Here is a 20,848-nt window from a genome sequence, read left to right as displayed (position 1 = left end):
CACCCAAACATGCCGTGCAGCGACGCTGCACCGCAAGGGAAGGAAACATCATGCTGGGCACCCCCTCTTATGACCACAAGGACGAAGAGATCGAGATTAACGCCGGCAGGCCAAGCGTCACTCTGCTGGTAAGCAACACCGGAGACCGGGCGATACAAATCGGGTCACATTTCCACTTCTTCGAGACGAACAAGGCGCTTTTGTTTGAGCGTGAGCTCGCCTATGGCATGCACCTCGATGTGCCGGCGGGCACCGGTATCCGCATCGAAGCAGGAGATACCAAAGAGGTAACCCTGACGGCTTATGCCGGCAACCGAAGGGTTATCGGCTTCAACAACCTCGTCGATGGCGGGCTCGATTCCACGGCGACCAGGATTCGCGCAATTGACCGCATGAACGAGCTCAAGTTCCAGAACGGCAAACCGAGCGCCAAACCAAGTGCCGGCAGCACCGGCAAGGCGCCGAAAACGGGCAATGCTGGAGAGGGGAAGAAGTGATGGCGAAGATCTCGCGCAAGCAATACACCGATCTCTTTGGTCCGACCACCGGGGACCGGGTACGCCTGGCCGATACCAACCTCGTGATCGAGATTGAGAAGGATTACAACGAAGGCCACTACGGCGACGAGGTTGTCTACGGCGGCGGAAAGACCGCCCGCGACGGCATGGCGGCCGACCCCCAGGCGACATCCGCTGAGGGCGTGCTTGACCTGGTCATCACCAACGCCATCATCCTGGACCCCGTGCTGGGTGTGGTTAAGGGCGATATCGGCGTACGCGACGGCAAGATTGCCGGTATCGGCAAGTCCGGAAACCCGCACACCCAGGACGGTGTGGATCCGCGCCTCGTTGTGGGGCCGGGCACCGAGCTGCTGGCCGGCGAACACTTTATCGCCACCGCGGGCGGTATCGATTCGCACGTGCACTACATCTCGCCGGAACAGGCACAGGCGACCCTCTCCAACGGCATCACCACCATCTTCGGTGGCGGCACCGGACCTACCGACGGGACCAATGGCGTCACCACCACCCCCGGCGTGTGGAACCTGGCCCGGATGCTCGAATCCGCGGAGGGCATGCCCGTGAACATGGGCTTCCTGGCCAAAGGCAACGGTTCGCTGCCGGAGGCACTGATGGAACAGATCGAAGGCGGGGCGGCAGGGTTGAAGGTCCACGAGGACTACGGCACAACACCTGCGGCGCTCAGCAATGCCCTCGCCATGGCCGACCTCTACGATGTGCAGGTTTCGGTGCACACCGACAGCCTCAACGAGGCCGGTTATGTTGAGAACACGCTGGACGCGATCGACGGCCGCACCATCCACACCTTCCACACCGAAGGTGCCGGCGGCGGACACGCGCCGGACATTATCAAGGTGGCCGGGCACCCCAACGTCCTCCCCTCATCCACGAACCCGACCCTCCCCTACACCGTCAACTCCGTCGATGAGCTCCTGGACATGGTGATGGTCTGCCACCACCTCTCCCACGACATTCCGGAAGACGTCGCGTTCGCGGATTCCCGTGTCCGGGCCGAGACCATTTCCGCGGAGACCGTGTTCCACGACGAAGGCATCATCTCGATGGTCTCCTCCGATTCACAGGCCATGGGCCGCATCGGCGAGTCATTTATGCGTACGTTCCAGATAGCCCACCACTGCAAGGACCAGCGCGGGAAGCTGCCCGAGGACAGCCCGGACAATGACAATTTCCGGGTCCTGCGCTACCTGGCCAAAATCACCATCAACCCGGCCATCACCCAGGGCGTGTCCGATTACATCGGCTCCCTGGAAGAAGGCAAGATGGCCGACATCGTGCTCTGGCCGATCCAGTCCTTCGCCGCAAAACCGCGGCTGATCGTCAAGGGCGGCCTGATCAACTGGGCGCTGATGGGTGATCCAAATGCCTCGCTGCCCACCCCGCAGCCGGTGTATTACCGCCCCATGTTCGGTGCGCAGGGCAAAGCGCTGCAGAGCACGCGGGCAACCTTTATGTCCAAGGCAGCCATCGACAAGGGCGTGCCGGAGAAGCTGGGGCTCGAAAGCCAGGTGCTGCCGGTGCAGCGCTGCCGCGGCATCGGCAAGCAGCACATGGTGCGCAACAGTGCCACACCGGTCATCGAGGTGGACCCGGAGACGTACAACGTGACGTACAACGGCACGCTGGCCAGCATCCCTCCTGCCCAGTCCCTGCCGCTGACCCAGTTGTTCTTCCTCGCCTAGGAGCAACGCATGACAGATGTACGCCAGTTGCTGACCAGCCTGCAGTTTGCGGACTCGGCATTTCCCAGCGGCTTTTACACGATGTCCCACAGCCTCGAGGGCTACAGCCAGGCGCACCTCGTAGGCCGGGACGGCGTGCAGCAGCTGCTGGGCGATCTGCTGCTGCACGCCGTCGGACCCTCGGATGCAACCGCCCTCGCCACCGCGCACCGCGCGGCGGCAGGCGGCGACGTCGACCGCGTTCAGGAGGTCGACCAGCTGCTGTTTGCCTCGAAACTGAACGCGGAAATGCGCACCGCCTCCGTGCGCAGCGGGCACCAGCTCATCGATTTGGGCGCCGAGCTGATTGACCAGCCACTGCTCGCGGAGTACCGCGAACGGGTGCGGCTGCGCAGTACGCCCGGTTGCCAGCCGGTTGCCGCAGCAGTGGTGTACGCGGCAAACGGAGTCGACACCAGGCACGCAGTGGCCGCGGACCTGTTCGCTTTTTCGGCCAGCTTTGTCGGCGCAGCCCTGCGCTTGCGGCTGACTGATCACCGGCAGGCACAGGCCGTGCTGCTGGCAACCGCCGGCGTGATCGAACAGGTCACGGATGCCGCTTTGGGACGCGATCTCGCCGACCTGGGCGGTTGCGCACCCATGTCCGATGTGATGTCGGCCAGGCATGAGCGGGCCGAGGCCCGCCTGTTCGCCAGCTAAGGCAGGCACACGGTATGTCCGCACGGTATGGGGCCTGAACCTTCGTGCAGCTACCGCAGACAAAAAACAGCATTCACACCGAAACAGAGGAAACCATGAGCGAGAACGTGTTGAGAATCGGCATTGGCGGACCCGTTGGCAGCGGCAAAACGGCACTGACGGAGGCGCTGGTACCGCTGCTGATCGAGGCCGGCCGCACCCCCGGCGTGATCACCAATGACATCTACACCCAGGAGGATGCCCACCACGTCCGAAGGGAGCTGGCAGGCATTCTCGACCCCGAGCGCGTCATGGGCGTTGAGACCGGGTCCTGCCCGCATACGGCGGTGCGCGATGACCCGACCATGAACCTGGCCGTCGGGGCGGAAATGCTGGAACGGTTTCCTGAGATCGACACACTGATATATGAGTCGGGCGGCGACAACCTGACCCTGACCTTCTCACCGGCACTGGCCGATGTGTTTGTCTTCGTGCTGGATACCGCCGAGGGCGAGAAAATGCCCCGCAAGCGGGGTCCAGGCATCACGGACAGCGACATCCTGGTCATCAACAAAATCGACATCGCCCAGTATGTCCGCACCGATCTGGACGTAATGGAGTCCGATGCCCACCGGGTGCGCGAGGACAGGCCGGTAGTACTGACGAACTCGCTGACGGGGCTCGGAGTGGACGAACTTCACCGGGAAATCATGTCCCAGTGGGGCGCCAGAACCGAGCTGATCGGATGAGGTTGAAGACAACAGACCCTGAAAGCACTGCGGAGCCCGCAGGGATCGGTGCCGGAGCAGGCCGGCTTGCCGGCGTGAGCGACCTGTCCCGGCGGGCGGTTCAGCAGACCGGTGGCCGGGTGCCGAGCACTGGCGGCTACCGCCTTGAGCCCGCATTCTATGAACCGGAGCGGGTGCCGCCCGAGGTTCTGCAGCAGTCCCGGGTCTGGCGGGGCCTGCCGGTTGGCAGCCCGGGCAAGGTGGGCATCCTGCAACTTGGATTCGACCGCAACCGGGGCCGTACCGAACTGGTACAGCACTACCAAAAATCACCGCTGCAGATCATGCATCCCCTGTACTTTAATGAGTTGCGCCCGGACATGGCGTACACCTACCTGATGTCCTCCGGCGGCGGCATCCTGCACGGAGACCGGTTGCGTACCGATTTGCGCTTCGGTCCGGGCACCGCGGCGCACGTGACCACTCAGACCCAGACCAGGGTCTACCGCATGGAGCACGACTACGCTTCCGCGATTGTGAACATCACCGTCGAAGAAGGTGCCTACGCGGAGTACCTGCCCGAGCCCGTGGTGCCCTTTGCCGATTCACGCTTCTACCAGCAGACATCGGCGGTGGTGGACGAGTCGGCCACGCTGTTGCTCGGCGAGACCCTGTACGCCGGCAGGCTCGCCCGCGGCGAACGGCATGCCTACGATGTGTACGCCTCGGATCTGGAGGTGCGGCGGCCGGACGGCCGCCTGGTCGCCCTGGACCGGTTGCGGCTCATCCCCGGCAAGGGTGGAGACGGTGCAGAATCCGGGGTGAACGGGCTCGGCGTGCTTGCCGGACACGATGTGCTTTCCATGCTCTACGTCGTCACACCAGACGTCCCTGTTGCCCTGCTCGCAGACACACTGCACCGGGCCGTTGAAGAGCGCGGAGGTGACCTGATCTTCGGCGTGAGCACGCTACCCGGCGATACGGGCGTGTGGATGCGCCTGGTGGGAAACGACACCGTGGCCGTGGCAGCTGCGGGGACAGCCGCGGCCGCCGCCGTTCACGAACTGCTGACCGGGCTGCGGGCCCCCGTCATTCGAAAAAGCTAGAAAGGGGTCTGACAGTGCCTAACAACATACAGGAGCAGGCAGCGAAGTCGGGGCGCTCCTACCGGGCGCAGGTGGTGCTCGCCTTCATTCCGGTTGCGCTGCTGCATATTGTGGGTTTCGGGCTGTTTTTCTTCCTGGTTGAGCCATTGCACCTGCAGCTGGGCACCTCTGTATTCGGAGTCGGCATAGCCGTGGTGGCCTATGTGCTGGGTGTGCGGCACGCCTTCGATGCCGATCACATTGCCGCTATCGACAACACCACCCGCAAGCTCGTCGATCTGCGCAAACCGGCCGCCGGCGTCGGCCTGTTCTTCTCGCTTGGGCACTCCACCATCGTTTTCCTCATGGCGGCGCTGCTGGCACTTGGAGTGAGTTGGGCGGTGGGCCTCAGCGACGACGGCAACGGTGTGCGGAACGGCCTCGGCGTGTTCGGGACGGTGGTCTCCGGCGTCTTCCTTCTCCTGATCGGGCTCATCAACGCCGTCGCGTTCATGGGAATCCTCAAGGTTTGGCGGGCCTCTCGCAACGGTGACCTGGATGAGCTGGAACTGGAGCGGCATCTGCAGGGCCGCGGCTTCATCAGCCGTCTCATCCGGCCAATGCTCCGGTCAATCGACCGGCCCGGAAAGATGTACGCCGTCGGCTTTCTGTTCGGGCTCGGCTTCGATACCGCCAGTGAGATCGCCCTGCTGGTGCTGGCCGGAACAGGGGCAGCGACGGGGCTGCCCTGGTACGCGATCCTCTGCCTGCCCCTGATCTTCGCAGCCGGTATGAGTTTGTTCGATACGCTCGATTCCGCCGTCATGGTGAAAGCCTACGGATGGGCCAGCGTCAATGCGGTGCGCAAGCTGTACTACAACCTCACCATCACCGGGCTTTCGGTAATGATTGCCGTCATGATTGGCGGCATTGAGCTGGTCGGGCTGCTGAACGAGAAGCTCGGCCTGCGCGATCCGCTCACCGGATGGGTCGCCGCCATCGACCTGGAAAACGTGGGCTACATTGTGGTGGCCACGCTGATACTTGTCTGGCTGATCTCCACCGCTTACTGGCGGTTCGGACATGTGGAGGAGCGCTGGGCGCTTGCGAACGGGACGGCCGGCTCCGGGAGCGGGGCTGCCGCGCCGGGCGGACCACAACCCGGGGCAGAGCCGCTGCCCGGGAAGGAGACGCCACCCGATGACGCCACCGGAAAGAGGCTGACGTGAGCACCGCGGGGGCGGCGACACCGGGCCCGGCCATCTCGGGCACGGAGTGGCTGAGGGGCTGGGGACAGGGACTGTCGCAGATCTTCTTCCAGAGCAATATCTACACTGCCCTGTTATTCCTGGCCGCCTTTGCCGTGGCTGACTGGCGGATGGCAGTCCTCGTGCTGATTGGGTGCGCAGGAAACATGGTGGGAGGGCGCCTGCTCAAAGCCGATTCCCCGTCGGTCGTATCCGGTATGGAGGGCTTTTGCGGCGCCCTTGTCGGAGCCGCCACCTTCTCCATCATGGGCGGGACCCAGTGGGCGGCGTATCCCATCCCGCTCGTCGGCGGCATACTTTGCGCCCCGGTGACCTGGCTGGTGGTTGCCCTGTTCACCAAGACACCGCTGAGGGTGTTCTCCCTGCCGTCCACGACAGCCCCGTTCTGCATCGTGGCGACGGCCATCCTGGTCAGCACGGAGGCACTGCACCTGCCTTCGGCGCCGTCGGCCACCATTGACTCTGAGCCGCTGGCCTTCGCCCGCTCTCTTCTGACGAACGTCTCCGAAGTGGTGCTGATCAACAACGTCTGGTCAGGCGCCCTCATCCTGCTGGGGTTGTTCGTGGCGGGCTGGAAAGTGGGACTGGCCGGGCTGCTCGGCAGCGTAGTGGGAAGCCTGTGCGCGCTGGCGATGGGTGAAGCCCTTACCGAGACGGCCAACGGGCTGGCGGGCTACTCGGGTGTCCTCACCGCCATAGCCCTCGCCGTCGTCTTCCTCCGCAGCAGCGCTGTTTCGTGGGTGCTCGCCGTGATCGGAACGGTGGTGACTGCCGTGGTAACGGTGATCATGCACGATCTGAACGCTCCCACCTACACGTGGCCTTATATCCTCACCACCTGGGTTTTCCTGGTGATCGCCCATTACATTCCGGCTGCCAAGCGTCCCTGACCGGACCTTGCGGCCGAGCGCACCTACGGCCCGTGGAATCTACATCGAGGCGCCGATCCAGAGGCCGATCACTGCGGCGGCGACGGACAGTACCAGCATGACAATGCCGCTGATGAAGGACGCCCCGTAGCGGCCCTGCTTGATCAGCTGCACCGTCTCGTAGCTGGCGGTGCTGAAGGTGGTGTAGCCGCCGAGGAACCCGGTGCCGATCACGATGCTCAGATCCGTGGACACAAAGCGCTCGATGGTGAGTCCCGTGAGCAGCCCGAGAACGAGCGAACCGGAGACATTGATGATCGTGGTAGCCCACGCAAACTCGGTTTTCATATGGGCACGGATGTATCCGTCCACAATGAACCGGACCGTGGCGCCTACTCCGCCGGCCAATGCCAGCAGCAGGAAAATCCCCGGGGTCATGAGCCCTCCTCCTGTTCGTGCCGGCGGCCGGAGCCGCGGGCATTGATGGCGCCGGCGGCGATACCGGCCCAGGTGGCACAGGCACCGATGAGCACCGTGCCGAGGGCATAAACGATCGCTATCCAGGGCAGACCGTCACGGAAGAGCACGGCCGTGTCAGTGGCCAGCGAACTGTACGTTGTAAAGCCGCCGCAGAAGCCCGTGCCCAGGAGCAGCTTCAGGTTCTTGCCGGTCGGGCGGGAACTGTCGAGCCGCGTCACCGCCTCGTACAGGTAACCGAGCAGAAACGCGCCGACCACGTTGATCAGCGGGATGGCCACCGGCACCGAACCGAGATTCGGGATGGCCAGCGAGAGCCCTTCGCGGCTCGCAGCGCCCGCTGCGCCGCCGACGGCGACCAGCCCGATCGCCGCCCAGCGCAGGTATGCCGGGCGGGTGCCGGCATTCATTCCAAGCTCCAGGGGTTTGCGCCGCCGGCAACACAACGTGCTGCGAGCTGATGATTTTGCGGGGAATCCGGGTGAGTGCCCATCTTTGTGAGATTACTCCTGCCCGGTTGCACCGACAACGCATGCGAAGCCCCTGCCCCGGCTGAGTGCCGGAACGATGGAAACGCCCGGTAACGCGCAGACGTGGCTGGAGCCGGACCGGTGTTCCCAGTCCGGCTCCAGCCGTCACTATTGACGGGCGTGTGCGGCCTCGGCCCTAGTGTCGGTTGTCCTTCGCGTCGGTGCCGGCGGAAACCGGTGCCGGGATGGACAGGTCACCGTTCTCCTGCCGGGACCCGGCCTGGCCATCCTGCGGGCGGGGAGGCAGCGGTGCCGGCTGCAGAGTCGGGTAGCCCGTGAGCGCGGGCGGCTCGTCCGTAGGCAGTTCCGAGAGCATTTCCCGGAGGATGCCCACACCGTGTTCCAGCTGGGGATCCTCGCCGGCTACGTAGGCGTGCGGAGGGAACGTCACCTCAATGTCCGGCTCGACACCGCGGTTCTCAACACCCCAGCCCACCCCGCCGGTGAACCAGTAGGCGTACCGCGGCTGGTTGACGGTGGTGCCGTCCACCAGATTGAACCGACCGTCAATGCCGACGACGCCGCCCCAAGTGCGGGTGCCGATCACCGGGCCGATACCGCGCAGTTTGGAGACCTGCGTGATGATGTCACCGTCCGAGCCGGCGAACTCGTCAGTCAGGATGACCACCGGTCCGCGGGGCGCGTGGGCCGGGTAGGGGCTGGGCTGGCCGCCGCGGGGCATGTCCCAGGCCGTAACCTTGCGGCCTATCAGTTCGGCAACGAGCTGGGAGGTGTGGCCGCCGCGGTTCCTGCGGACATCCACCACCAGCGCCTGCCGGGATGCCTCCTGGTCCAGGTCGCGGTGCAGCTGCGACCAGCCATTGGCCACCATGTCGGGTATGTGCAGGTAACCGAACGCTCCGTTGGAGGCCTCCCGCACAATCCGCCGGTTGGCGTGCACCCAGTTCTGGTAGCGGAGCCGTTCCTCGCTGCGCAGAGGCACGACGGCGATGCGGCGCTGGGAGGGGGCTCCGGCGTCGTCGGCAGAGACTATGGTCAGCTCCACCGTTCGCCCGGCTGCACCGGTCAGAAGTGCCGCAGGACCTTCGCGGGGCGGGACGGGTACACCATCGATGGCGGCAATGACGTCACCGGGGTGAACGTCGGCCCCCGGGGCGCTGAGTGGCGAGGTGGCCTGCGGGTCCGAAGATTCGGCGCCCAGGATCCGAACCACTTCCCAACCGCCGGCTCCCGGCCGCAGATCCGCACCCAGGAAACCCTGTCCGCCGGCACCCTGCTCCGTGACCGGAACCGGGGTGACATACGCGTGGGAGGTACCGAGCTCTCCGTGCATCTCCCAGAGCAGGTCCACGAGGTCATCGTGGCTGCCGAGGTTGTCTACCAGGGGCCGGTAGCGGGCATGCACGCCTTCCCAGTCCAGGCCGCCCATGTCCGGGGCCCAGAAGAAGTCGCGCTGCAACCGCCAGGCCTCGTCGAAGGCCTGGCCCCAAACCTTGACCGGATCAATGCGTACGCGGATGCGGTCCAGGTCCACACGGATGTTTTCTACGGAATCCTCCTCCACCCGGGAAGCGGCGGGAACCACCCGGACACTGCCCTCGTGGCGCACTACCACCTTGCTGCCGTCGCCGCTGACCTCGTAGCCCTCCAGGGCCGGCACCAGGACGGACAGATCCTTGGTCAGCAGGTCGAACCGCTCCAGCCGGGCGGCCGGATCCCGGTCGGTCGCTGTGGCCCGGCCATCGCCGGTGACGCCGTAGATGTCATTTGCCTGCCAGAGCAGGGCCGAATCGGCGGCCCGGAGTTTGGTGTAGCGGCCCTGCGGCACGGGAACGGCGATGATGCGGTCGCCGATCCGCTCGGCATCCACCTGCACGTCAGGGACTGTTTTCTTCGGCGTTCCGCCATCCGCTGCTTCTGCGGCCACGGGAACCGAACCGCCGGAGACCGACGGGCCGAATGGTGACGGCGTGCCCGCCGCCAGCGCCACCAGGAAGGGCTTGGTGGAGGAAGGGAAGCTCAGATCGAAGCGGTGCGTGTCATAGACGGGGTCGAAGCTGCGCTCCGAGAGGAATGCCAGGTAGCGGCCGTCCCGGGTGAAGGAGGGATCGTGATCGGCGAAACGGCCATCCGTAACGTCGATGACCGGTGCGGAGGCGTCGACGGCGGAGCGCAGGCGGATCCTGGTCCTGCCCTCCCCCGTGGTCGGTTCCGCCCAGGCAAGCCACTGCGAGTCCGGTGAGAACGCCAGCTGGTCCACTGCACCGAATTCGGATGCGGCAACCGGGCTCAGTTCCGCGGTGGAGGTTTCAAGGATGAACACTTCCCCGTATTCCGTGGCCACCCCTACGCGCTGTCCGTCCGGGCTCGGAACCAGTTCGCTCACGCGGGTGGGCCGGTCGAATCCGATGCGTACGGTGCCGCTTTCCGTGGCGGGAACAGCCGGAGATGCTCCGGCAGCGGTGTCCTGCGCTTCGGTCTGAGCTGCGGGTACTGCAGCGCGGTCCTGCGGTCCCCGGGATCCGTGGGTGGTGGTGCTGGAGGCAGAGACGGGGCTGGGAAGGACCAGCCCGGTGTCCGCAGCCGGCTCGTTTGCCGGGCTGCCGGCGGGCAGCCCGCCGTCCCGGGCGGAGCCGCCGGAAGCGGTGTCCACATCGGCAAAGACTTTCCTGATGTAGATCGCTTCCTCGCCCTGGCTGTCCGAGACGAAGACGGCGTGGGTCTCTCCCAGCGGACGGCCCAGGCGGGCACGCACGGCGGAGTCTGCCTCGATGACGCGGGAGGGGCCGTCGCGGTGTGTCAGCCAGTGCAGGGTGCCGTGCGTTTCCACCACGCTCGCGGTGCCGGTGGCGTCCGGGACGGCTGCGGCCAGGTGCCTGGCAACGTTGAGCGGTCGGGGCCGCCGCGCGGTACCGGCGGAGCCGAGCGAAATCTCCAGCGGCTGCGCATCAGCGTCCAGTGATGCCAAAAGCCAGATGCGTCCTGCGGATTCAAAGACAATCCGGGTGCCGTCCGACGAGGCGTGCCGGACGTAGAAGCCTTCAAAATCAGTGTGGCGGCGCAGATCGGTGCCCTGGGGGGTGACGGAATACAGGTTTCCGTAACCCTCATGGTCGGAGAGGAAAACGACTCTTCCGTCAATCCACATGGGGTCGGACAGGTTGCCGTCAAGCTCGGGGACGAGCCGGACGAATTCGCCGTTGCCGTCCGCGTCGATCCACAGCTTTCCGGCAGTGCCGCCCCGGTAGCGCTTCCACCAGGCCTGTTCGCGGGTCAGCATGCTGCCGATCACCATTGGCCGTTCGTCGCCGACTGCGGGGCCTTCGGCGATGGTTTCCACCGGCCCGTAGGGCAGTTTGACCGGGGCGGTGCCGTCGAGCGGGACGGTGTAGGCCCACCGGAGCCGGTTGTCTTCCTGTTCCACGGAACTGGTGGCGATAACGTCTCCGGCTGAGTTGAAGCCCTTGAGCCGCGTGCTCTGGCTGCCCCAGAAGGTCAGCTGACGGAAATCCCCGCCCTGGACATCTGCCGTGACAATCTCCGGAGCACCGCCCTGGACCACCTGCCAGGCCAGCCGGGTGCCGTCCGGTGAAAACTTGGGGCTGCGTGCCGGCAGTTGCATCGAGGAGATACGCCAGGCCCGGCCGCCGGATACAGGTGCCATCCACACGTCGTCTTCAGCCACGAAGGTGACAAGGTCGCCGTGCAGATCGGGGTAACGAAGGTAAGCAGTTGGACTCATGGAACGATCCTATCTTTCGGTACCGGCTTCCCCGTGTAGGACCATGCCTTCGCCGGCTGCGAGAATCCGGCTGATTTTCCATGCTCCGTCGCTGCGCAGCAACACCAGCTGTACCTGTTGCTGCTGCCCGTCGGCCTGATGCACCACACTGCCTTCCGCGTCCACCTGTTCGTAGGCGGAGACCTCCAGCCGTACAGTGAGCCCGGCCGTCTCCCCGGGGGCGTCCCCTGCTGCCGCCCGTTGCCTGTCCCCGCCGTCCGCCGTGGCCAGGACCGCCGCCTGCATGTCCAGTCCGCGGAGGGTATGGCCGTCACGTGCAAGCCGGCTGATCTGCTGCTGGTCCTCCCGCAGGGCCTGGGACCCCGGGGCATTAACGAGGTGCAGCAGCTCGGGATCGGCTGTGGCGAACGCCCGAGCCCGCAGTTCTGCGAGCGCGGGCAGGGCCTGTGCCGGGTCCGGAACGGAAGCCTCCGCCAGCAGGGTTTCCACCGGCTGGGCCTGTTTCACCGGGCCGCCCGTTCCGGGAGCCTCTCCGGGCGGTGGCGTCAGCTGCCCGGAACCGGCAGGCGGTTCGCCAGCCGCCGGGCGGAGCACCTCGGGAGCAGCAAGGGCGACGCCGGCGAGCACCAGTACCGCAAGCACCAGCGCGGTGGCGGCGGCGGGCCACAGCGTACTGCGGCCACCGCGGCGCCGCCGCCGTGGCCGCCTGTCCCCCTCAGTACCCGCAGGGCTGCGTCCATCGCCCGCCGTTCCCGGCCGGTTCCGGCTCCGCCTGCCGAACCGTTCAGCTCCCGACCCGCCCGGCTCGGCGGCAGTCCGCCTCCGGTCCCGGGCGGGTGCTCCCGCGTTCCTCCCCCTCCTCCCGGCATCCCATCCTGACCTCCCGGCCCTGCGCCGGCGGATACCCGTACCGCCCCGGTCCGCCCCGCGGCTGCCGGCGCGCCTGTTCGTGCCGGCCCGTCTCAGGCCGAACCTGCGTCTTTCCTGCCCGGTTGCCGAGCGGGTCCGCCGGGTCAGCAGTTCCGGCAGGACCTCCGGGTGCACTGATGCCGCCAGATCCACAGGCAGGGCCGGCGTGCTGCGGTAGGCCGCTGCGGCAAATTCGTCTGCGGACGGCCGCTCGTCCGGTTCCTCGTGGAGTCCCGCTTCCAGCAGGGCCGGCAGCAGCCTCCCCACACCGGGCACCAGGATGGACAGCGGCGGGCGTTCCCGGAACGGCGGCGGAGCCTTTCCGGTGAGGAGGAACCAGCCCACGGCCGAGAGCGCAAAAATATCCCCCGCGGTGCCCAGCCTTGCGCCCCGGTTTCCGGTGTTCTCCGGCGGCTCATAGCCGGGGGTGCCGAGCCGTTCCTCCCCCGGTGCCCCCAACAGCCGTGCCTGCCCGAAATCCCCCAGCAGCGGTTTGCCGTCGGCGGCGAAAAGGATGTTGCCCGGTGAAATGTCTCCGTGGGCTGCTCCCCGTGCGTGCAGGTAGCCAAGCGCAGCGGCCAGGCCAACAAGTATGCTCACTGCCTCGCCGGGAGCCACCGGGCCCCGGGCGGCCACGAGTGCCGCGACGCTGCCTCCCGGCGCATAGGTGCTGAGCAACCCGGCCCCCCGGTCCGTTTCCGCAACTGCGTGCAGCTGCAGCAGGTTCGGGTGCTCCAGACGCGCCAGGACGTTCGCTTCCCTCCGAAGCTCAAAGGCATTCGGCGGCCGGTCTCCTGCGCCCCGGACAACCTTGAGCGCAAACGGCTCTCCGGCGTCATTGCGAACCAGCCAGACTGCCCCGCTGCCGCCCACCCCCAGCAACCGGACTGCGGTATAGCCCGGCAACACCGGTGCCGGTCCGGCCGCCTCCCGGGCGTCCTGTTCCGTACCCCGGGCTGCGGTGTTTCGCACTCCGGCGTCACCCGCTCCGGCGTTCCCCGCACCGGTGTCCCCCATACCGATGTTCCCTGCCCCGGTGCCCTCTGCTGCGGTTTCCGCTCTGTTCTCCATGGCACCCCAGTCTGGAACGCCATTGTCCTGCAGGACCGGTTATCCACAAGGTAGTCGGCACCCCGCCGGACGGCCTGTCAGAGTGTGGTCCACATTACGTCGCAGGGGGATTAGGCTAGCCCCATGGCTTTGGAGTTCACCCGCGTAGGCCTGGCTCCGCACTACGTGGATTATTTGGCAGGCTGGGACCTCCAGCGGCAGCTTCACCGGGCAGTTCTTGAGGACAATGCACCCAACAGAGTCCTGCTCCTGGAGCATCATCCGGTGTACACGGCAGGACGCCGCACCGAGCCGCATGAGCGTCCCTTCGACGGGACACCCGTGGTCAATGTCGACCGCGGCGGAAAGCTCACGTGGCACGGGCCGGGACAGCTGGTGGGCTACCCCATCCTCAAGCTGGCTGATCCGGCCCACATCAGGGCTTATGTAGACGCACTGGAGGCTGCAGTGATCGCTGTACTGCGCGACTACGGGCTGGCCGGAACCCGCATCGAGGGGCGCTCCGGCGTCTGGCTCCCAGGGGACGGGCAGCCGTTCGGCGTCCCGGACCGGAAGATAGCCGCCGTGGGCATCCGGGTGGACCACGGAGTCACCATGCACGGCTTCTCACTGAACTGCAGCAACGACCTCGCCCCCTACAGCCAGATCATCGCCTGCGGGATTACCGACGCCGGCACCACCTCCATCAGCGCAGAGACCGGCCGGACGGTTACGCCGGCCGACGTCGTCGCCCGGGTGGAGGAAGAGCTCACCGCCCGGGAAGCAGACCTGACCGGCACCACCACCGTGAAAATCACCCCCGGCTCCGGCGCCATCCCTGCCGCCAGCCGGCCGAAAGGAGCCCTGCTGTGACCCTCGCCCCTGAAGGACGACGCCTGCTGCGCATCGAACAGCGCAATGCAGCCGTTCCCGTGGAACGCAAGCCTGAGTGGATCAAGGCCAAAGTGAACATGGGGCCTGAGTTCGTGGAGCTGAAAAAGCAGGTGAAGAAAGAAGGCCTGCACACGGTCTGCGAAGAGGCCGGCTGCCCCAACATCTTTGAATGCTGGGAAGACCGCGAAGCCACGTTCCTGATTGGCGGCTCGGAGTGCACGCGGCGGTGCGACTTCTGCCAGATCGACACCGGCAAGCCGTCCCCGCTTGACCGGCTGGAACCCACCAAGGTGGCCCGTTCGGTCCAGCAGATGAACCTGCGCTACGCCACCGTCACCGGCGTGGCCCGCGACGACCTTGAGGATGAGGGTGTCTGGCTCTACGCCGAGACCATCAGGAAGATCCATGAGCTGAACCCCGGCACCGGCGTCGAAATCCTCATTCCCGATTTTTCCGGGAAGGTTGAGCACATTATCGACATCTGCGAAGCGCAGCCCGAGGTTTTCGCGCACAACGTGGAAACGGTTCCCCGCCTGTTTAAGCGGATCCGGCCTGCCTTCCGGTACGAGCGCTCACTTGATGTCATCACCCAGGGACAGAACATGGGCATGGTCACCAAGTCCAACCTGATCCTCGGTATGGGTGAGACACGTGAAGAGGTGTCCGGTGCACTGAAGGACCTGCGCGACGCCGGCTGCGACTTGCTCACCATCACGCAGTACCTGCGGCCCAGCGAACGGCACCTGCCGGTTGACCGGTGGGTCAAGCCGCAGGAGTTCGTGGACATCAGCACCGAGGCCGAGGAACTGGGTTTCCTGGGTGTGATGAGCGGGCCCCTGGTCCGTTCCTCCTACCGTGCCGGCCGTCTGTGGGCCACCGCCATGCGCCGTAAGGGCCGGGAACTGCCTCCGCAGTTGGCGCACATCGAGGATTCCGGCAGTACGCTGCAGGAAGCCTCGTCCATCCTCGCCCGCGGCTGATCCCTTCCGGCAGCAGCCGGCAGCCCCTGAACGGACCGGGCGTCCCGGCATGGCCCATGCCCGCAGTCCCCCAGTCCCCCAGTCCCTCAGTCCCTCAGTCCCGCACGCGAACGGGCGCCGTCACAACCGGAGCGCCTTCCTCACCGCACGCCCGCATCACGTAGAATTGACTCACTATGGCCAAAAGCACTGATCCCGACGCACCCCAGAGCGCCCGCAAGGGTCTCTTCTCCCGCAAGCCGAAGGGGGAAAAGAAGCCCAAAAAGCAAGGGCGCCTAAAGCAGATCGCCGAAGTCTTCAGGATGACGCGGCGGAATGATCCGAACGTCGTCTGGCTGATGGTGGGCGCGTTCTTCGGCATCATTGCCGTGGGGCTGCTGATCGGCCTGCTGATTGACAACTGGATCACCATGCTGATCGTTGCCATCCCGATCGGCCTGCTGGCAGCCATGTTCATCCTCTCCCGCCGTGCTGAGCGGGCCGCTTTCTCGCAGATCGAAGGCCAGCCCGGGGCATCCGGCGCCGCCCTGAGCGTGCTGCGCCGCGGCTGGATCCTGGAGGAACAGCCGGTTGCCGTGAATCCGCGCACCCAGGAAGCCGTGTTCCGCGCCATCGGGCGTCCCGGCATCATCCTGGTGACCGAAGGAGCCCCCGCACGTGCCCGGGCACTGGCCGACGGCGAACGCCGCCGGATGAACCGCATTGCCCCCAAGGTTCCGGTCCACATCATCCAGACCGGCCGCGGCGAGGGCCAGGTTCCGCTGGCGAAGGTAGCCACCACGGCAAAGAAACTCCCCAAGGAACTGACCAAGCAGGAAGTTGCCGCGGTCAATAAGCGCCTGTCCGCACTGGGTACCCGGCTGCCGATCCCCAAGGGCATTGACCCGTACCGCGCCCGTCCGGACCGCAAGGCCACCCGCGGACGTTAGCCGTTTTCTGCAGAAGGGCTCCTTTCGAGGGGCCCTTTTGTTTTGCCCTGCTTTGTTTTTCCCTTTGTGTCAGCCAGCGCGGCTGCCTCATCGAGCCGGCCCAGCAGCTCCTGCTCTTCCTCGCGGGTGAGGCCGGCACCGCGGGGGCGGTCGACGCCGGCCGCTTCCTCCCAGGCGAGTGTGTCGGCCAGGGTTTCGGCCAGGGGGCGCAGGCTAAGACCCGCCTGCGCCGCGCGCAGGTTCGACCGCGCATTCATCCCGTGCCACTGCGGGTCAGCCAGCCATAGCGGCAGCGAGCGGGGTCCGGACCATTCATGAACCCCCTGTCCAAGGAGCCATGCCTGCTGCGCCGGCACGGACGCCGCCGCCTCGTTCCCTGCTGCGGCCTCCTGTGCAACGGCGGCGGCCGTTTCAAGATGGCGCCCGAGGGGCATCTGTCCCCCACCGGCGTTGAAGACCCCCGGCTTTTGTTCACGGGCCAGCTGCACCAGCCATTGGGCGAGGTCGCGGACGTCGATGAGCTGCGTGGGCTGTGTGCCGGCGTCGGGTACCAGGACCCTGCCGCCGGCGTCGGCGGGATGCGCGAAGCGCAGCGGCCAGTATCCGCTGCGGCCGGATGTGTCGCCGGGGCCTCCAATCAGCCCGGACCGCACGATCGCCCGGTTCGATACGCCGAACCCGGAGGTTACCGCCTGCTCGCAGGCCACCTTCGCCGGGCCGTAGCTCTCCATGGTTTCCATGACGTCGGATGCCAGCGGTGCCAGCAGCGGAGCGTCTTCATCCTGCCCGTGCCCGCTTTGTCCGGCATAGACGTTGCCGGTGGAGACAAACAGGTAGAAACCACTCACCGCGGACAGATCCCGGACGGCCCGCTGGACCTGTCCGGGCTGGCGGGACACATCGATCACCGCATCCCAGTGTTCGGTGGCCAGCCCCGCCAGGCCGTCGTCGGCATCCCGGTCCGTTTGATGGAACCTGATGCCCGACGGCGGGGTCCGATGTGCCGCGCGCAGCGCACGTCACCAGGTGTCCCCCGGCGGCAGCCGCCTGCGCAGTGTGGTATCCCAGCCAGGCGGTACCGCCAAGAATAAGCAGCTTCATGCCCCGAGCCTGCCCGAAAGGGCAGGGAAAGCAAACCCTAGTATTTAACCTTCACCAGGACCGTGCCCATGGCGCGGTCGTGCAGGCCGCGCTGGTCGGCGTCGAACACAACAGGCGGAATCACCAGGCACAACAGCACTGCGCGCACAATGGCAGCGGGAATACCGGCCGGCAGCCCGTTCATTTTCTGTACCTGCAGGCTGAAGACGCGATGCCCGATGCTGCAGCCAAGGATTCCGATCATCACGATCTGCTCGGCCGCGAAGACGGCCAGGATCGCAAAGTCATCGCCGCCGAACAGCCAGTAGGCAATCAGCGAGGCAACGGCCCAGTCGATGAGCAGCGCGCCCAGGCGCGGGCCAACCCGCGCTATCGAACCGGGGCCCGTTTTGGGCCGGCCGAGGCGCTTGCCGGGCCAGGTGCTCTCATCGGAGGGAGGGCCTTCCAGCCAGGAACCTAAATCGCTTCTATCGACCACCCTTAAAGACTACCCGGACCTGCAGAAGGGAAATAAACCCCCCATTATCACCAGCCTTAGTGGTTGCGGATAGGGTAGGAGAGAGACCATCGACTGCGTAACGTGCCGGAAACACGCGTGTCACCGCCGGGAAACCGGGCCCGGTTAGGGTCAAGGTGTCGCGCCGGACGGACGCGAGACCCGGCTCCAGCCGGGTCGGGGCAGCCCGAGGTCTTCCACCCAAACAGTTGTATAGGAGCACAGAAACGATGTTCAAGAACGCGGACGAGGTCCTCAAGTTCATCGCTGACGAGCAAGTGAAGTTCGTCGACATCCGATTCACCGACGTTCCCGGAGTGCAGCAGCACTTCAACGTGCCGGCCAAAACCGTCGATGCCGATTTCTTCGTCAACGGTCAGCTGTTCGACGGCTCATCCATCCGCGGCTTCCAGGGCATCGCCGAGTCCGACATGCAGCTGATCCCGGACGTCACCACGGCGTTCATCGATCCCTTCCGCATGGAGAAGACGCTGGCGCTTAACTTCTCCATCGTGAACCCCCGCACCGGCGAGCCGTACCACCGCGATCCCCGCGGCGTGGCCGAGCGTGCCGAGGCCTACCTGGCCTCCACAGGCATCGCCGACACGGCCTTCTTCGGCTCCGAGGCCGAGTTCTACATCTTCGACAACGTCCAGTACGAGTCCTCCCCCAAGGGAAGCTTCTACAAGGTGGACTCGATCGAAGCCCCGTGGAACAGCGGCCGCGAGGAAGAGGGCGGCAACCTGGGCAACAAGACCCCGTACAAGGGCGGCTACTTCCCCGTGGCGCCGGTGGACAAGCAGGCTGACCTGCGCGACGCCATCAGCGTTGAGCTGGACAATGTGGGCCTCGAAGTTGAGCGCGCCCACCACGAGGTCGGCGGCGCCGGCCAGGCCGAGATCAACTACAAGTTCACCACCCTGACCCACGCTGCGGATGACCTGCAGAAGTTCAAGTACATCGTGAAGAACGTTGCCGACGCCTGGGGCAAGTCCGCCACCTTTATGCCGAAACCGATCTTCGGTGACAACGGTTCGGGCATGCACTGCCACCAGTCGCTGTGGAACGGGGGCGAGCCGCTGTTCTATGACGAGAAGGGTTACGCCGGCCTTTCGGACCTGGCCCGCTGGTACATTGGCGGCCTGCTCAAGCACGCCTCCGCCGTGCTGGCCTTCACCAACCCGACGGTGAACTCCTACCGCCGCCTGGTCAAGGGCTTCGAGGCTCCGGTGAACATGGTCTACTCGCAGGGCAACCGCTCGGCTGCCATCCGCATTCCGATCACCGGTTCCAACCCGAAGGCCAAGCGCCTCGAATTCCGTGCGCCGGATCCCTCCTCCAACCCGTACCTGGCGTTCTCCGCCCAGCTGATGGCCGGCCTGGACGGCATCAAGAACCGCATTGAGCCTGCCGACCCGATCGACAAGGACCTTTACGAGCTGCCGCCCGAAGAGGCACAGCACATCCAGAAGGCTCCGGGCTCCCTCGAAGAGGCTCTCGTTGCCCTGGAAAACGACAACGAGTTCCTCCAGGCAGGCGGCGTGTTCACCCAGGACATGATCGACAGCTGGATCGCGTACAAGCGCGAGTTCGAAATCCTGCCGCTGGCCATGCGCCCGAACCCGTTCGAGTTCGAGCTTTACTACGGCGTCTAGGCCCTTACGGCTTCCAGGACCTCACCGGCAGGGCCGCATCTTCTTTCTGAAGGTGCGGCCCTGCCGCCGTCCGGATGCGTTGGCGAGTCCGGCACCTACAGTGTCACGCCGTCGGGCAGCTCCGGCGCATCGAACTTCTGCCGTTCACATTCGGCTTTCAGCTGCGGGTAGGTGTCTGCAATCAGGTCCAGGATCCGGTTTCGGACCACCAGATAGGCCTCGCCGACGCCCACCACGCCTTTAAACTCCTTCAGTTCCTCTTCGTAGGAGGTCTGCTGGTGGCGGAGGTAGTTCACGGTGAGCCGGTTCAGCCGCGACGGTGCGGTCGAGAGGCCGGCCGGTGACTGTTTGCCGCGCAGCCGGCCGTTGAAGTGGGCTATCGCCTTCTGCAGGACGGTGTCCCACGGCTCGGGAGTAATTCGCAGGTCCAGGGATTCGGCGACGGCGACGGCCGCCTTCTTCTTCACCAGGGCACGTTCGCGGGCCGCCAGCTGCCGGTTCCGGGAAGCTTCGCGGGCCCTGCGGTACTCCGGCGTCGCCTCGATGGCTTCCACCCGCTCGAGGGAATACAGCTTCATGGGCGCGGCCTTGCGGGAGAACGGATTACGGGCGGTTTTGTCCGGTTCCGGCAGGAAGGTCTTGATCTGCCCGTCGGTCCAGCCGCGTTCCTTCTTCAGGTCATTGGCAATAAGCATGCCCTCGCTGTTGGCGGGCTTGGGACGCGGCGGATGGTGTTTGCCTCTGGGCACGGTGCTCCTGCGGAAATTGAAATGATGGGTTCTCCATTCTATGGAGGCGGTACAGCTCCCGCCCAACCCGCCCCGGACGCAAAAACGCCGCCATTCCCTCGAACGGGAACGACGGCGGAGACTTTCTTTTCGCTGCTAGGCGTTGGCTTCGGCGACAACCGGGCTCGGGGCCGGTGCTGCGTTCAGCATCGCGATTTCGGCTGCCGATACTCCCCCGGCAACCAGCGCACATCCTGCAGCGATAGCAGCGATCTGTGCGGTCAATCGTGAGTTGGTGGTTCTGGTACGCGTTACAGCGACGTGCTTCAACATATAGCTGATGCTCCCTTCAAGAGGCATGGAGGAACTCCGGGCACACCGAAAGTCGGTGGGTTCCAAGGTGGTATGGCTTCAGTGCCGGAGTGATCATTCGGTTCGTCGCCCGAGGCGGACCGCGGGGATCAGGAGAGACTGCGCTTCAAACTCGCGCCGGCATCAGGTGATTTACATGCCTGGCCTTCAGATCCTGTCCACTTCCCAGTCTAAG

The 20,848-nt window shown here is 65.7% G+C and carries 19 protein-coding genes; 11 read left to right on the top strand and 8 right to left on the bottom strand.

Annotation, left to right across the window (positions count from 1 at the left end; all coding sequences use genetic code 11):
* Positions 1–50: 50 nt before the first annotated feature.
* From MUK71_RS06890 to MUK71_RS06860, 7 genes are all read left to right on the top strand, one after another.
* The gene (locus tag MUK71_RS06890) at positions 51–497 is read left to right on the top strand and encodes an urease subunit beta (protein WP_227902228.1); all 447 of its coding nucleotides are present in this window, start codon (positions 51–53) and stop codon (positions 495–497) included.
* Entirely contained in the window at positions 497–2,221 is a 1,725-nt protein-coding gene (gene ureC, locus MUK71_RS06885) for an urease subunit alpha (RefSeq protein ID WP_227928021.1), read from the top strand. The genes MUK71_RS06890 and ureC overlap by 1 nt, the downstream gene beginning before the upstream one ends.
* 9 nt (positions 2,222–2,230) lie before the next feature.
* The gene (locus tag MUK71_RS06880; protein ID WP_227928022.1) at positions 2,231–2,920 is read left to right on the top strand and encodes an urease accessory protein UreF; all 690 of its coding nucleotides are present in this window, start codon (positions 2,231–2,233) and stop codon (positions 2,918–2,920) included.
* A 95-nt stretch (positions 2,921–3,015) separates the two neighbouring features.
* Positions 3,016–3,648, top strand: coding sequence for an urease accessory protein UreG (ureG, locus tag MUK71_RS06875; RefSeq protein ID WP_227902231.1), 633 nt, complete (start codon positions 3,016–3,018; stop codon positions 3,646–3,648).
* Positions 3,649–3,650: 2 nt separating this feature from the next.
* A complete protein-coding gene (locus tag MUK71_RS06870; protein ID WP_244802838.1) occupies positions 3,651–4,733 on the top strand; it encodes an urease accessory protein UreD in 1,083 nt (360 codons plus the stop codon).
* A 14-nt stretch (positions 4,734–4,747) separates the two neighbouring features.
* On the top strand, positions 4,748–5,941 hold the full coding sequence (locus MUK71_RS06865) for a HoxN/HupN/NixA family nickel/cobalt transporter (protein ID WP_227928024.1): 1,194 nt from the start codon (positions 4,748–4,750) through the stop codon (positions 5,939–5,941).
* Complete coding sequence (locus MUK71_RS06860; protein ID WP_227928025.1) at positions 5,938–6,870, top strand: urea transporter; 933 nt, start codon at positions 5,938–5,940, stop codon at positions 6,868–6,870. The genes MUK71_RS06865 and MUK71_RS06860 overlap by 4 nt, the downstream gene beginning before the upstream one ends.
* Before the next feature lie 39 nt (positions 6,871–6,909).
* On the opposite strand, the gene crcB is transcribed toward MUK71_RS06860, so the two are convergent.
* From crcB to MUK71_RS06840, 4 genes are all read right to left on the bottom strand, one after another.
* Positions 6,910–7,287 carry a fluoride efflux transporter CrcB gene (gene crcB / locus MUK71_RS06855; protein WP_227902235.1) on the bottom strand — a complete coding sequence of 126 codons (378 nt, stop codon included), beginning with the start codon at positions 7,285–7,287 and terminating at the stop codon, positions 6,910–6,912.
* Entirely contained in the window at positions 7,284–7,736 is a 453-nt protein-coding gene (locus MUK71_RS06850; protein WP_227928026.1) for a fluoride efflux transporter FluC, read from the bottom strand. The genes crcB and MUK71_RS06850 overlap by 4 nt, the downstream gene beginning before the upstream one ends.
* 256 nt (positions 7,737–7,992) lie before the next feature.
* On the bottom strand, positions 7,993–11,559 hold the full coding sequence (locus tag MUK71_RS06845; protein WP_227928027.1) for a S41 family peptidase: 3,567 nt from the start codon (positions 11,557–11,559) through the stop codon (positions 7,993–7,995).
* Between the two features lie 9 nt (positions 11,560–11,568).
* On the bottom strand, positions 11,569–13,539 hold the full coding sequence (locus tag MUK71_RS06840; RefSeq protein ID WP_227928028.1) for a serine/threonine-protein kinase: 1,971 nt from the start codon (positions 13,537–13,539) through the stop codon (positions 11,569–11,571).
* 123 nt (positions 13,540–13,662) lie between these two features.
* Between MUK71_RS06840 and lipB the strand changes: the two genes are divergently transcribed.
* The 3 genes from lipB (at position 13,663) to MUK71_RS06825 (ending at position 16,321) form a co-directional block, all read left to right on the top strand.
* Entirely contained in the window at positions 13,663–14,391 is a 729-nt protein-coding gene (gene lipB / locus MUK71_RS06835) for a lipoyl(octanoyl) transferase LipB (RefSeq protein WP_227928029.1), read from the top strand.
* Positions 14,388–15,392 (top strand): lipoyl synthase, encoded by a 1,005-nt coding sequence (gene lipA, locus MUK71_RS06830; protein WP_227928030.1) that lies wholly within the window; start codon positions 14,388–14,390, stop codon positions 15,390–15,392. Before lipB ends, lipA begins: the two co-directional genes overlap by 4 nt.
* 176 nt (positions 15,393–15,568) lie before the next feature.
* Positions 15,569–16,321 (top strand): DUF4191 domain-containing protein, encoded by a 753-nt coding sequence (locus MUK71_RS06825; protein WP_227902241.1) that lies wholly within the window; start codon positions 15,569–15,571, stop codon positions 16,319–16,321.
* On the opposite strand, the gene MUK71_RS06820 is transcribed toward MUK71_RS06825, so the two are convergent.
* Complete coding sequence (locus MUK71_RS06820; RefSeq protein ID WP_227928031.1) at positions 16,318–17,229, bottom strand: NAD-dependent epimerase/dehydratase family protein; 912 nt, start codon at positions 17,227–17,229, stop codon at positions 16,318–16,320. The genes MUK71_RS06825 and MUK71_RS06820 overlap by 4 nt on opposite strands.
* 230 nt (positions 17,230–17,459) lie before the next feature.
* A complete protein-coding gene (locus MUK71_RS06815) occupies positions 17,460–17,900 on the bottom strand; it encodes an RDD family protein (RefSeq protein ID WP_227928032.1) in 441 nt (146 codons plus the stop codon).
* A gap of 248 nt (positions 17,901–18,148) precedes the next feature.
* On the opposite strand from MUK71_RS06815, the gene glnA reads away from it, so the two are divergent.
* Positions 18,149–19,573 (top strand): type I glutamate--ammonia ligase, encoded by a 1,425-nt coding sequence (glnA, locus tag MUK71_RS06810; protein ID WP_227902244.1) that lies wholly within the window; start codon positions 18,149–18,151, stop codon positions 19,571–19,573.
* A 95-nt stretch (positions 19,574–19,668) separates the two neighbouring features.
* On the opposite strand, the gene MUK71_RS06805 is transcribed toward glnA, so the two are convergent.
* Entirely contained in the window at positions 19,669–20,322 is a 654-nt protein-coding gene (locus tag MUK71_RS06805) for a hypothetical protein (protein WP_227928033.1), read from the bottom strand.
* A 135-nt stretch (positions 20,323–20,457) separates the two neighbouring features.
* On the bottom strand, positions 20,458–20,586 hold the full coding sequence (locus MUK71_RS16235; protein ID WP_269436293.1) for a hypothetical protein: 129 nt from the start codon (positions 20,584–20,586) through the stop codon (positions 20,458–20,460).
* Positions 20,587–20,848: the final 262 nt, after the last annotated feature.

It is taken from the genome of Arthrobacter zhangbolii (genome assembly GCF_022869865.1).
GTDB classification, from domain to species: domain Bacteria; phylum Actinomycetota; class Actinomycetes; order Actinomycetales; family Micrococcaceae; genus Arthrobacter_B; species Arthrobacter_B zhangbolii.
This window is presented reverse-complemented; position numbering and strand designations above follow the sequence as displayed.

What these genes read in the sequence shown, in the direction of transcription:
- MUK71_RS06850 (WP_227928026.1), bottom strand. Translation starts at nt 7,736, where the DNA reads ATGAATGCCGGCACCCGCCCGGCATACCTGCGCTGGGCGGCGATCGGG.
- MUK71_RS06840 (WP_227928028.1), bottom strand. Translation starts at nt 13,539, where the DNA reads ATGGAGAACAGAGCGGAAACCGCAGCAGAGGGCACCGGGGCAGGGAAC.
- ureC (WP_227928021.1), top strand. Translation starts at nt 497, where the DNA reads ATGGCGAAGATCTCGCGCAAGCAATACACCGATCTCTTTGGTCCGACC.
- ureG (WP_227902231.1), top strand. Translation starts at nt 3,016, where the DNA reads ATGAGCGAGAACGTGTTGAGAATCGGCATTGGCGGACCCGTTGGCAGC.
- lipB (WP_227928029.1), top strand. Translation starts at nt 13,663, where the DNA reads ATGGCTTTGGAGTTCACCCGCGTAGGCCTGGCTCCGCACTACGTGGAT.
- MUK71_RS06845 (WP_227928027.1), bottom strand. Translation starts at nt 11,559, where the DNA reads ATGAGTCCAACTGCTTACCTTCGTTACCCCGATCTGCACGGCGACCTT.
- MUK71_RS06890 (WP_227902228.1), top strand. Translation starts at nt 51, where the DNA reads ATGCTGGGCACCCCCTCTTATGACCACAAGGACGAAGAGATCGAGATT.
- glnA (WP_227902244.1), top strand. Translation starts at nt 18,149, where the DNA reads ATGTTCAAGAACGCGGACGAGGTCCTCAAGTTCATCGCTGACGAGCAA.
- MUK71_RS06825 (WP_227902241.1), top strand. Translation starts at nt 15,569, where the DNA reads ATGGCCAAAAGCACTGATCCCGACGCACCCCAGAGCGCCCGCAAGGGT.
- MUK71_RS06880 (WP_227928022.1), top strand. Translation starts at nt 2,231, where the DNA reads ATGACAGATGTACGCCAGTTGCTGACCAGCCTGCAGTTTGCGGACTCG.
- crcB (WP_227902235.1), bottom strand. Translation starts at nt 7,287, where the DNA reads ATGACCCCGGGGATTTTCCTGCTGCTGGCATTGGCCGGCGGAGTAGGC.